Source organism: Lactobacillus kefiranofaciens (assembly GCF_014656585.1).
GTDB classification, from domain to species: Bacteria; Bacillota; Bacilli; order Lactobacillales; family Lactobacillaceae; genus Lactobacillus; species Lactobacillus kefiranofaciens.
Window position 1 is genome coordinate 1,020,234 of the sequence record NZ_CP061341.1, and the last position, 13,078, is coordinate 1,033,311.

Consider the following 13,078-nt stretch of genomic DNA (forward strand, 5'->3'; position numbering starts at 1 on the left):
AAAGCAATCAAAAAAACAGAACTCATTTTAAGATGAATTCTGCTTTTTTTAATTATTTAAATTATTTAGCAGGTGTTAAAACACAGAAGCACTTCAAATCAGGCGTTTGTGGTGAAGTATCAATTGGTAATAACTTACTTGTTGTATAGCCACTGTTCTTAAAGCGTTTCAAATCGCGAACCATCGTGTCTGGATTAGCAGAACCATAAACAATTCTTCTAGGTTTCATTTCTACTGCTGCATCAATAAAGCCTTGTGATAATCCTTTAACTGGTGGTGCAGTAATAATTACGTCAGTATTTTCGCCATTTTTAGCAAAACGAGCCAAAATTTGTTCTACACTGCCATTATAGAAGGTAATATTGTCAATCTTATTTTTCTTGGCATTGGCTCTAGCATCTTCAATAGTAACTTGAGCATTCTCAATTCCGCGAACAGAAGCCACATCTTTAGCTGCAAGCAGACCGAGTGTGCCTACACCACAATATGCATCGATTAATTTATCATCCGGGTGTAAATCAGCTAAGTTCAAAGCTAAATCCATAATCGTTTGTAATTGACTACCATTAGCTTGGAAGAAGCTCTTAGGTGAAACTTTAAATGTCATATCGTTAATTGTATCTTCAACATAGTCATCACCCCAAATTGGGATATTGCTCTTGCCAAAGATTTGTTCACTATCAGTCACATCTGTTGGTTTATGCGGGTTGTAGTTTAAAACAATTCCGTTGATATTATGCATAGTTTGGGTAACTAAACCCACAATTTCTGGTAAATCATAATGATCATTCTCATGAGTAACTAATGTAACAATCATTCCATTATTACTGTGCGAACGGCGAACATCAATATCACGAATAAAGCCTGTATTAGTTTCAGGATTATAAGCTGAAACCTTTAATTTACGCAAAATATCTCTCACGCCCAGAATAGCTTGAGCTACATTCTCATTGGCAATTAAATATGAATTAAGTGGAATAAACTTAGCTGTTCTCGGTTCATAGAACCCCACTTCTAGTTGACCATTAATTTCTCGAACTGGTAAAACAAGCTCATTACGATACGTTAGCTTCTTAGGACTAGGGATAACGTCATTAACTGTAACATCATCCATTTCGTTCTTTTTAAGCAATTGTTCGATTCTGCTCTTTTTAAATTCCAATTGCTTATCATATTTATAATTTGCTAAACGTGCATAACCATTATTAGCCCATTTTTCATTATCGCCCTGTACTCTATCAGGACTTGCTTTAACAATTTCAACACTCTTAGCAGCCATTGTGTTTTCGTGAACTGCTAAGACTTCAGCTTTAACTTTTTCGCCAGGAAGAGCATCACGTACAAAAACTAATTTGTCATTGTACTTGGCCAAGCCTCTTCCCTCCGGGGAAAGGCTTTCGATAGTTAATTCTACGATGTCGTTCTTCTTCATTTTAAATACGCCTCACATATTCAATCCGGTATCAAATATCCATAACTAAAGCCCATCAATAATCTTCTTAACTATATGATATTGAAATTTACTGACATGGTCAACTTAAAAGAAGCTGGCTTAAGCTAAAGTCACTATCACTTTCTATTCTATACGAGGTTGAGACCCATTTAAGTAAGTAGTGCATTACTATATGCTTAAACTAATTTATATATTAATAAACTGATTTTATTGAAAACTATCCAATTTAATAAATCCTTATCAAAATCAGCTAATCTTGTCCCTGTATAGATTATATATACCAAGAAAGCCATCATAGCACTTTTACCAGTACTTGTAATTATTTTTACACTAGACCAAAGAAAAAAGCATTGCTATTTATTGCAATGCTAATATAGTCATTCCGGATGATTTAAGCATATACTCTTTGCTTAAGCACCCCGACGAATGGCAAATTACGGTAAAGACCGTTGTAGTCTAAGCCGTAACCAACTAGAAATTCATTAGGTGCTTTAAAGCCATAATCATCTGCATGAAAATCTACTACACGTGTTTCGGGCTTGTCAAGCATCGCAATTACTTCAACGCTCTTAGCACCCCGACCGGCCATTACCTTAGTCAAGGCTTGCAAAGTTCTGCCAGTATCAATAATATCTTCCATAAAGATAACGGGACGACCTTGAACATCTGACTTGATATCTTGCGTAATCTTTACATTGCCAGTTGAACTCGTGCCAGCATAGCTTGAAGCCTTAATAGGATCAATAGTTAATTTGAAAGTCAATCGCTTAATCATGTCACTGGCAAATATCATTGCCCCATTCAGTACAGGAATGACGATTGGCTCCTCACCCGCGTATTTTTCATTAAGGCGAGCTGCCATCTCATCCATGCGGCTATTAAGTTGTTCTTGACTGAATAATACTTTTTCAATATCGTTGTTCATTCTGATCATTGTTCCCTTTCAAATTAGTTAACGATCAGATTTTAACATATTATTTTATTAATTAACAGCTTTTTTGACCGAAAATAAGTTATTTTGCTAATTAAAGCAAATTATGCAATTATATTGTTCGTGTTTTACCAAATGTGATAAATGAAATCCTTTTCAAAAATTTGTTATAATTGTAATTAAAGAGGGTGCCCTAATGTCTTTGCCTACAAATAATTATGTAATCAAAAAATATGTTATTCCTACTCAAGTAGCAATTTGGGTTGGTAATCCATATATTCCTTAGCATGATTCCGAAATTCCTGGTGGGAAGCTTGGTGAACTATTAACTATTAATCAAAATGGTAAATGTATTGTTCAATCAATGGTTTTTAATAGTGAACAACGAAAATCAATTATCGGAAAACCACCAGAAAAATTTAAAATTTCGAGTGAACTAGCTCAAAAATTTCTAAAACGAATTTTAATTATCTTAAATTATATAGGTGAACTTAAACATGACACTATAATTTCCCCTAAAGAAACCGAAATCACCTTAGAGAATAATTCTTCTCTTACCCTTTATAAATTATGAAGATAGCAATGAGCTTGCTCTATATAAGCTTTCTATGGATATTCGAAATGCATTAGATAGAGCTGACTTAATGGTTTTTGACGGTAATAATCATGAAGATTTTATTGACAAAATGGAAATTCAATATAAAGAAAATAGTGGCTATGAAGAAAGATTAACATTGAATCGTCAGAGAGAAACAATCACTTATCACCGTAAACAACCTGACAATTTAAAGGTAACATCAACCTACTTTTTCACGGATCAGATCAGTAAAATTTTAGATAACTTAAATCCAATTGATTTTACTACTACAATCCCTGGATTGCCTAAAAACGTTGTCGTGTCCTCTACTGATTTAGGTCAATTTAAATGTAAAATTGTTCGACGCAAATTAAAGACTATTCAAATTAGTGGCGATTACGAAAAATATAGCTTACCTGCTCCGTGGAACGAGTTAATGAAATTATTGCATGAAATACTAGATATTCCTGCGACGGGGCCACTATTAGATGAACATTTTTATAAACGTAGACGGCGCTGTAAAGACGATTATATTTATTTGACTGTAACATTTGAAGAGTATGGTAAAAAATATAATTATCTTAAATATAATTATCTTACTGATGATGATTCCATTATGGTGGGTGATTGGGTACTTGTTCCAGTAGGATCAAATAAACAAACACATCAAGTACTAGTGATTGCTAAAAATTACTATAAAAAAGATCAGGTTCCTTATCCTTTACACAAAATAAAAAAAGTAGTAAGAAAAATAGAACCTGACGAATAAATTAAGGAAGCGATTAATATGCTTAATAAAAAAACTATCATTAAACTGATTTCTGCTTTGCCAATTGCATTAATAGCGATTAGCCCTAACATAGCGTATGCGGATAATAGCGGCGGCGAGCAGTCTTCAAGTGAAACTTCGCAAAGTAAAGAATCTGTCTCTTATCAATCTGCTTACTGGCGTTGCATTAATAAGGAAAATGGCCAAGTCTTGCAAACTATGTACGCTGATACGGTTAAAGTAGTAGATGGTGTCCCTGAACGCAAAATGTTTAACCTGGGACAAGTGCCTAAGCAAATTGGTGATTACCAGTTGGCTGGTCAAGTTACTACTAAACTCGAAGTTGATCCCAGTAATCCTAGTGGCATGACTTATATCGATTGCGACTATTTACCTGCTCACCATAGTGAAGCTGATGAACATCATATTCAACCTGATAAACAACAAAATATTGTCAATGATGCGAAAAAAGCTTATCGTAACTACCATCATACGGATAAAGGCTTTGTCGCACCAGGCTACTACGATCAGCACAATCAATACCATCCTACGATGTCTCTAGATGAATGGCGACAGAAAAACAAGATGCCAGGTACTGTTACTCCGGGACCAAATAGCAAAACGCAGATTGCTGCTGCTAAAAATAAAGCTAAAAAGCAGGAGAAAAACAAAGTACCAGGTAGCAAAGAAAAAGCTAAAAAAGCTGCAATGGCCAAAAATAAAGCTGAGGTTAAGGCACAAAACAGAAACGCAAATATCTTAAAATTTGTTGTTATTCCGTTAATCGCTTTAGCAATCATTAGTATTTTTATCCCTTGGCAAAAAATTAAAGGCAAGCATTCACACAAATAAAAATAAGAGCTGAGGATCAATTTCCCCAGCTCTTTATTATGCTCTATTACTTTTGCAAAACAAAACGTTCGATTGCTTCAGCTACACCGTCATGATTATTATCGGCTGTAGTAATGAAATCACATTGATCTTTCATCTCCGGATTCGTGTTAGCCATTCCCACGCCTAAGCCAGCAGCCTTAATCATTGATAAATCATTAAAATTATCACCTAACGCCATTGTTTCTTCTGGCTTAATGCCTAGTTTACGCGCTAACCACAACAATCCTGCACCTTTATTAACTCCTTGATGGTTGAATTCCAAGTAACGGTTAGAAGAATATGATACGTCAAGTTCATTAGTTAAATCGCCTAAATCTGCAGCAATTTCTTTTAAATATGGCATATTAGGATTGCCATATAATTCTTTAGCAATCTCTTGACCTTTTAAGAAATCAAGGTTGTCATTATCAATTATCCGATATACATGACGGCCGTTAATATATTTATTTTCTTCTTTATTAGTATTGTAGACGTACAGCATATCCTTGGTATACACGTGAATGCAAACATCATATTTTTGCCCCAGTTGATAAAGTTGATTAGCCATCTGCCAAGATAGTCCTTGAAACTTCATTACCTGATTATCTTTATTCTCAGTAATGCATCCTCCATTAAAAGAGATGACATACTCATTAGGCTGATCGATTAGATTAATCTCTTGCAAAGTTTGCGTAATAGCTTTAAATCCGCGTCCTGTTGCAGGAACAAATTTTACGCCCATCTTGGTAGCAGCTGCAATTGCTTTGCGATTACGTTTACCTACGTGAGTATCATCATTTAATAAAGTTTCATCCAGATCACAAGCGATTAGTTTATACATACAACTCCAACTTTCTATTTTGAATACGTTTTCAGTATAAACTAAAAATATAAAAAATGCATTGAGTGAATAAAAAAGACGACACACAATAGTATCGTCTTTCTTGCTTGTATTTAAAACTAAATGATTAATCTTCCTTACGTTTCTTCACACCAGCTAAACCAATCATACTCATCGCTACTGCAGCACCACCTAAGATAAATGCAGCTGCGTCAGTCCTCTGATCATCACCAGTCTGTGGCAACGTGTAGTGAGCTTGACCATTCTTATCGATATAACCAATCACTTGTCCATTTGGCCCAATGATATTTCCATTAGAATCAATGTGTTCACCATGAGGAAGAACATTATTATTCCAATCGCCATTTTGACCATGAGGAGCATTATTGCTACTCCAGTTAGCTGGCTTATTGCTAGTTGGTTTTGGAGTATTATTGTTCTGCTTTTGTTGTTTCTTATGATGTTTTATTGTTGTTGTCTTAGGAACATCAGGCTCTTTAGATTTTGTTGGCTTATCCGGAACTGCCGGCTTATCTGGCTTATCAGGTTCTGTCGGCTTTTCTGGTGTTGGTGTCTTCGGAGTTTTAGGACTTTCCGGAGTTGTTGTTTTAGAAGCATCGGGAATAACAGTCGGAACTGTTGGAGTATTTGGTACTACTGGATTTTTATCCTTCGTGTAGATCACAGGTGTATCCTTAGTTGGATCTTGTGGCGTTACCTTATCTTTCTCTGGGGTCATGTCCTTAATTTCAGGAACTGGCTCATTAGCTACAACTTCAGTTGGATCATCTGAATCAGTTGGATACATTGGAGTTGGAGCATCAGGGATTTGTTTGCCATCTGGATCAATTGGAATAATCTTACCATTTGGCGTGTAAGTTACAGTAACTTCTTTCTTAAGATCGTCTGGAGAAACGGTTGTTCCACCAGCAGTACGCTTATCTGCATGATAGCCATTAACTACCAGGGTATTTTCATTACCAAAAGTATGACTAGTTACATTCCAGTCAGTATCAGCGATGATCTTCCCAGTAACATTGTCAAATGTAATCTTCTTCGTAAAATCAAAGGTTTGGGTCTTATCAGCTGGAGTTTTATCGCCTGCACCTAGATAATGAACGATCTGCGTAGCAGTTTCTTTCAAGTTCTTCAAATCAGTACCCATCGGATACTTAGGACCATCTGGATACTTAGGATCAATTGGTTCACCCGGCTTGCCTGGTTTTTCAGGAGTTACCGTTGTGGTTGTGTGCTTAACCAAGATAGTTACAGTATGATTACCCTTCGTAATTTCAGTCGGAATAGTCACATCTGGGTTCAATACTTCATAACCTTTTTCAGTAAGAGTCTTGATATTGCCATCCTTATCATAGCTGAACTTAGTACCAACGTCTTGAGTACCAGAATTCTTACCATATTTATCTAAGTCCTTGTTATCAGTTATGTCATGAACTGTGACAATCAATGAACCTTGATTCTTGGTTGGTTCTGCATCTTTATCGTAAGTTACAATCGCGGTAAAGTCTTGACTGGTTTGATCGATATTCTTAATGGCCTTAACGTTGCCATTACCATCATTATAGTTATCACTTACGTTAGTTACATGATAGCCAGAAACTATTGGAGAAATCACTGTATCGAATTGATTACCATCTTGAGCAGTCCAAATGATATTCTTAGTTTGATCTTTAAGCTCATTGCCGCTAGCATCAGTCCACTTTTTAGTTACTGAATCATAATAAGCAGTGCCATTAAAGTGAAGTGATGCCATCTTGTCACTAGGAGCTTTAGATTGATCACCATTAACAACATACTTAACAGTTTCAGTAACCGTCTTTTGCAAGTCATCGTGTTTAAGACCATTTCCTGGCTTGTCTGGTGTTACTGAAATTACATTGTGGTCAACGTAGATTACAAGATGTTGGTTACCTTTAGAAATTGTAGTAGGAATTTTAATTTCCGGATTAAGAACTTTGTAACCTGCACTAGTTAATTTATCGATATTGCCTTTAGTATCATAGCTAAACTTAGTACCAACATTTTCATTACCACTATCTTTGGTATAGCCTGAAACATCTTGGTTATTCTTAATGTCATGAACAGTTACAACAATAGATCGTTGATCGACAACCGGCTTAGGAGTGTCTGGGTTCTTAGCGTAGTTAATGGTAATTAGAATATCACCATTACTATGGTTAATGGTCTTACCTGCAACTGTACCAGTAGTTGAGTCAACATCAGTAGCCACTTCATTGGAAGTAGAAATACCAGTAATATGATATCCATTGGTCTTAGGTCCAATAACTTTGGCGAATGAGCCTTCATCATTATTGCCACCTTTAACTGTCCAAACCATACCGCTAGCAATACCAGTAATCTTGCCACTCTTATCAACGGTTACCCATTGACCAGTTACTTTATCAAGAACACCACTTGCTACGAATTGAATTTCTTTTTTAACTGATGGAATATTCAGACCATTACCAACATAATTAATTGTCCGAGTAATGGCCTTAGTCAACTGTTGTGGCTCAGTTTCGTTTGAACTGAGACCTAAAAATTAGACAGTTTAAAATACAGGATTAATAATCCCAGTTAAAGGAGCTTTTTCTATGTTAGTTGTAGTTTGTTTAGTTTGAAAAGGATCTGGAGAAACAACTTTTGTTTCTACTTTTTCCAAGAAATCCCCAATTTTACCAGCATCATAGTTTGTTGAAGGATCAATAATTTCTATATTATTAAAATCTTTAATTTTATTTTTATTGATATCGTTATAGGATTCAACATAATTATAAGTTCTTCCATCAACAGTCAACTTATTAGGAACAGCGTTAGAATCAATAGTATAACTTTCACCACCAAAAATTCCGTCTTTCCCATAATTAACAATTTTGCTACCCAATACTTTTCCAGTGTCTGCATTTACATAATAAATATGTTGATTAACTTTTTCAGGAGTATTAGTTGATGAAGCTACCCAAGTACCGGCATCATTTTTGCCATTTAGTCCAAGAGTCCAACGTCGATGAAGACTAGGTGCTGCATAACTTCCAGAACTATGTTTATCAACATTTTTACCATCAATATAAGCAGCATTATAAGTAACACCATTAGTAGTAGCTGAATTTGAATAGATAGTATATTGCCCGTTAATACCTGGGTGTTCACTATTATTGATATTTACGATACTAGGCTTTCCAGCTTTGGTATCTAAAGTTTTAGCAAGCACGGTATTATATGTAGTCCCAACATTATTTGAAACGTAGAAATAAATTTTTTCACCAGGATTACTTTTATCGGTTGCTAATACTATATGCTGTGTGTCACCTAAATATTGTTTTTGAGTTTCATTCCAAACACCATTTGATAATTCTACAAATGGAATTTTACTTGTATCATTTACAATGTCCTTCACATTTTGAGGAATTGTATCCGTATTAATAGTTCCTTTAGCCTCAATATCATTAATATTTACCGAATCCTTATTCTCAGTTGAAGTCGAAGATGCAGTAGCAAATGAAGCTCTCAACAAACGCTTTATTTGTTCTTCTGACATCTTTGTATTGTCAGAAGAAAGACCAGCTGCGTTGCTGCTTGCAGGTATATCTAGTGTAGTAGTTTTAGGAATATTGGTTTTACTTTTCTTATTAATAGTTTTTGCAGCAATATCTGTTTTTTCAAGTTTGTCAACAGTATTAGCTTTTTCAAGTTTAGCTTTACCTAGCTTACCTGCATCTGCAATTTTTTCAGTAGCATTAATTGTGACTTTATTGTTAGTCTCAGTCTGTTCATTATTTACAGGATTTTGGGCATGCAAAGAAGTTTCATTTGACTGAGCACTCTTTTGGCTACTATTAGCAACTTGATTATTAGCTTGAGTCCGTGAAGTAGTAGTTTTACTTGATTGAGTAGGTGTCTCTACTGCCCCCCCATTTTGCTTTGAGGTGCTTGAACTTCAGCATCTTTAACTGAAGTTTCATCCTTAGTGATTGATTCTTGTGCTGTCTTATTTTGTTCAGCAGAATCGCCATTGACTTGTACAACTACTTGTGTGTTGTCCCTAACTTTTGGTGTCTCTGTCTCGCTCTTATTTGCAGTTTGATCACCATTAGCATTATTTCCGTTCTCGTTATCACTAGCTTGAACAACATTACCATTACTCATCCAGAGTGTTGTTCCAAGCAATACAGAAGCAGCACCGATTGTCAATTTTCTAATTCCGAAGTGTGATTGACGTTCAGCAACTTGCTCCATCCGTTTAATATGATATTCTTTGAAATCATATATTCAGCCCCCCTATTTCTATTTGCCTGACAGTTTCATTTTCTATGAACTCTATACTAGCTGTGTTTAATCATAACATATTTTATTTAATGCAAATAAAATTTTTTAATAAGAATATAGCTGTAAATAGAAAAAAGATGGAAAATCCATCTCCTAGTAAACTATTTAAATAAATCATTAAAGCTCTCGTAGTAAACTATTTAAATAAATCATTAAAGCTCTCGTAGTAAACTATTTAAATAAATCATTAAAGCTCTCGCTCATCGTTGGATGAGTGTAGATCTGATCACGTAATATTGCTGCAGGGATGCGCATCTTCATCGCCAAACTGATCATGTTAATCAATTCAAATGATTCAGCACCATATAATACAACACCTAAGATCTGTCCTGTTTTGGGTTCAAGCAGTGCTTTAAATAACCCACGCGGATCTTTTAACACTTGCGCTTTGGGAATTGCTGCCACTGGCAATTTTTTTAATTCATATTCGATGCCCTTTGCTTGCGCTTCTTTTTCACTCAAACCAACTCTAGATAACGGTGGAATAATGAACACGCTATAAGGTACATTCTTACGATCAGCTAGACTACGCTTGCCAGTACCATATAGTTGATCCTTGATAATACGAAAATCATCTAGTGAGATATAAGTAAATTGTAGACCACCTTTGACATCCCCAATGGCCCAAACGTTATCGACGGTTGTCTTTAAATGATCATCCACTTTAATTGCACCGCGATCGGTTAATTCAATCCCTGTATTTTCCAGGCCTAACTTCGCGGTATTTGGCTCTCTGCCAGTGGCAACCAAGATTCGGTCAGCAGCAATGCTTTGCTCAGTATCATTCTTTTCATAATAAACGGTTTCTTGATCAATCCGCTTAATCTTGACGCCTAATTCAAACTTCACGCCACGATCTTCAAAATCATGCTTAATTGCTGTCGCGATATCATCATCTTCACGCGGTAAAAATTGTTCGTGCAAATCTAATACGGTTACTTGTGAACCATATTGCGCAAACATTGAGGCAAATTCTAAACCAATATAGCCCGCACCAATAATTACTAATTTCTTAGGCATTGTTGCCTGTTCCATTGCTGCAGTTGAATCAAGCACGGCTTTACTCTCGGCTAAACCTGGAATTGGTAACATCACCGGTACAGCTCCAGTATTGATAAAGATACGCTCACCACAATATTGTTTAACTTCTCCAGTAGTTGTCTTAACTTCGATCTCATGATCAGCGATAAACTTTGCTTCTCCATCAAGCAAGGTTACGGTCTTTTCATCAGCAAGCATATGATAGTTCTTGCCTCGCAGCATTGTGGTCATCTCATTTTTGCCATTCACAGCATCAGTAAATTCTACGCCATTAGCTGCTTCGATGATTAAGCGTTTGGATGGCAAACAAGCGATATTAATACAAGTACCGCCGTACATCTTGTCTGATTTTTCAATCATCAAGACTTCTTCACCCTTCTGAGCTAAAAACTTGGCTAATGTCTTACCACCTTTGCCGAAGCCGATAATAATATTCTTAATTGTTTCCATAATCATCCCTCATATTCGTACTTACTAAAAGTAATTAATTCTTTGATTAAAGTATACAAAATTCTTCAATATTTGTCATTATTTTTGCTTAAATAAACATGTTATAATCAGACTATAAATTTGATTCGAGGTAATCTTATGAAAATCAACAAAAAATTAATTCTTATTTCTGCGGCTCTACTAGCTACCACACCAGCTGTTGGTACAGTTACCGAAGTAAATATGCCAACAGTTCAAGCTGCAGCTAAACAAAAAAGAACAATTACAGTTAATCGTTACACCGGTTTATATAATTCGCGTGGTCAGGAATTAACTCATTACAAAGGCAAGCCTTTTATTACTTTTGGTAAAACTACAACTCTAAAATATTACGGCAATCCATTGTGAAGATTAAACGTAATTACTACTATTATATTGGTCATGGCGCCTATGTAGACGCGAGTTATTTGACAAAAATTAATGGACACAAGGTATTATCTCTTAATCATAATTCTTATGTCTACACTCGTTCGGGCAAACGAACTAAGAAATTGTTACGTAAAGGATTAAGTTACGCTTTTACTGGCAAGTATGCTAAAAATGAAACAGCTACCAATTATGTTTTCAGTCGTGGCAAGAATAATTACCAATTAAAGACGGTACGCATCAAAGGCAACGATTTCTTCCAAATCAAGAAGAATCAATATATTAAAGTTGCCAATATTCAAAGTATTGAATCTAATCAATTAGGCCTTTCCCAAATGAAAGTTACCATCAAAAAGAACACCCCTATTTTAATTGTTGGCGCAGATGGGTATGCACTTTCCAGTGGCAAGACAGCAAAGAAAGGCAAAAAATTTACAGTTGATGCGGAAGTTGGCATGAATGTTGGCGCCAATTCTTCACCTCATGCATACCGCATTAAGGGCACAGATACTTATCTCTGGGTAACGGACGCTTACAGCAGACAAAATGTTGCTACTTTTGCAGCTAGTGTCTCAGATTTAAAGAATTACACCGTTCGCCCACCTAAAGACAATTTGCAGTTTTTCAATAGCAATGGCGAGAATATTACGCCAACTGGTTTCATTTATCCAAGACATCAATTACTAGGTGTCGATGGTCAAATGTATATTTGGGTGCCAAAGGAAAATAAGGCTGAACTTTTCTACCATATTGTCGCTACTTCCAAGTCATTCGATACTGTTCATGAAGCTAACAGTTCGTATCGAGATGAAAGTATTGAAATCGGCAATGCTTTTGTAAAAGAAGCTGATGTAGAAACTTATGGTGGCTTAAAGAAGCCGGAGTTGATCAATACTGCTGCTGAAGCTCAAGCTGATGCTCAAAAACAAGCCAGTGCTAGTGAACGCAATAAATTACAGGCTTTGGTTGATAATGAGGATACTGTTAAGTCTTCCACTGCTTATAAGCTGTCGCAGCATTCTACCCAGGAAAATTACGATACTTCAATTAAAGAAGCGCAAACTATGCTTAAATCTAAGCGTAATTTATCTGTCGCTGAAGTAAAATTAACAACTTGGATTTTGCAAACCAGAGTTAAGAATCTCTATGGCAAAAAGATCACAGTAACGAATATTGCTAAGTTAACCAAGACGGAAATTAGACAATTACAGTCTTTACTTAGTTCTGTATCCTTCAATAGCAATGACGGCAAGACTTTCACTAGATACAGTTATGATCGATCCTCTAAAAAGATTGAACGCATAGTTACTACTAATGGTAAAGTCGTATCCAAGACCGAAGTTCCATTAACTGATTTTGTTAGTGAAAAATAGCAAAAATTAAAAGATCTCTTA

At 35.7% G+C, this 13,078-nt stretch carries 11 protein-coding genes; 4 read left to right on the forward strand and 7 right to left on the reverse strand.

All coding sequences use genetic code 11. The annotated features are described in order from the left end of the window. Positions 1-61: 61 nt before the first annotated feature. The gene (gene rlmD / locus ICI50_RS05105) at positions 62-1,432 is read right to left on the reverse strand and encodes a 23S rRNA (uracil(1939)-C(5))-methyltransferase RlmD (RefSeq protein ID WP_095342192.1); all 1,371 of its coding nucleotides are present in this window, start codon (positions 1,430-1,432) and stop codon (positions 62-64) included. A 412-nt stretch (positions 1,433-1,844) separates the two neighbouring features. Continuing rightward, the gene (gene hpt / locus ICI50_RS05110; protein ID WP_054640265.1) at positions 1,845-2,378 is read right to left on the reverse strand and encodes a hypoxanthine phosphoribosyltransferase; all 534 of its coding nucleotides are present in this window, start codon (positions 2,376-2,378) and stop codon (positions 1,845-1,847) included. Between the two features lie 614 nt (positions 2,379-2,992). Here hpt and ICI50_RS05115 point away from each other — a divergent pair. After that, on the forward strand, positions 2,993-3,730 hold the full coding sequence (locus ICI50_RS05115; RefSeq protein WP_082599045.1) for a hypothetical protein: 738 nt from the start codon (positions 2,993-2,995) through the stop codon (positions 3,728-3,730). Between the two features lie 18 nt (positions 3,731-3,748). Next, positions 3,749-4,582: a hypothetical protein gene (locus tag ICI50_RS05120; RefSeq protein ID WP_013854067.1), complete on the forward strand. Its 834-nt coding sequence runs from the start codon at positions 3,749-3,751 to the stop codon at positions 4,580-4,582. A gap of 46 nt (positions 4,583-4,628) precedes the next feature. On the opposite strand, the gene ICI50_RS05125 is transcribed toward ICI50_RS05120, so the two are convergent. From ICI50_RS05125 to ICI50_RS05145, 5 genes are all read right to left on the reverse strand, one after another. Continuing rightward, on the reverse strand, positions 4,629-5,444 hold the full coding sequence (locus tag ICI50_RS05125; protein WP_054640258.1) for a Cof-type HAD-IIB family hydrolase: 816 nt from the start codon (positions 5,442-5,444) through the stop codon (positions 4,629-4,631). 127 nt (positions 5,445-5,571) lie between these two features. Then, positions 5,572-7,965, reverse strand: coding sequence for a mucin-binding protein (locus ICI50_RS05130; protein WP_095342191.1), 2,394 nt, complete (start codon positions 7,963-7,965; stop codon positions 5,572-5,574). A gap of 48 nt (positions 7,966-8,013) precedes the next feature. After that, positions 8,014-9,261, reverse strand: a complete 1,248-nt coding sequence (locus ICI50_RS05135) for a hypothetical protein (RefSeq protein WP_152128056.1) — start codon at positions 9,259-9,261, stop codon at positions 8,014-8,016. A gap of 101 nt (positions 9,262-9,362) precedes the next feature. Further along, positions 9,363-9,698 (reverse strand): YSIRK-type signal peptide-containing protein, encoded by a 336-nt coding sequence (locus ICI50_RS05140; protein WP_152128057.1) that lies wholly within the window; start codon positions 9,696-9,698, stop codon positions 9,363-9,365. A 261-nt stretch (positions 9,699-9,959) separates the two neighbouring features. Next, positions 9,960-11,279 carry an FAD-dependent oxidoreductase gene (locus tag ICI50_RS05145; protein ID WP_054640262.1) on the reverse strand — a complete coding sequence of 440 codons (1,320 nt, stop codon included), beginning with the start codon at positions 11,277-11,279 and terminating at the stop codon, positions 9,960-9,962. A 138-nt stretch (positions 11,280-11,417) separates the two neighbouring features. On the opposite strand from ICI50_RS05145, the gene ICI50_RS10820 reads away from it, so the two are divergent. Beyond that, positions 11,418-11,666, forward strand: a complete 249-nt coding sequence (locus ICI50_RS10820) for a hypothetical protein (RefSeq protein ID WP_244040241.1) — start codon at positions 11,418-11,420, stop codon at positions 11,664-11,666. Next, on the forward strand, positions 11,663-13,057 hold the full coding sequence (locus ICI50_RS05150) for an SLAP domain-containing protein (RefSeq protein ID WP_244040240.1): 1,395 nt from the start codon (positions 11,663-11,665) through the stop codon (positions 13,055-13,057). Before ICI50_RS10820 ends, ICI50_RS05150 begins: the two co-directional genes overlap by 4 nt. Positions 13,058-13,078 lie beyond the last annotated feature (21 nt).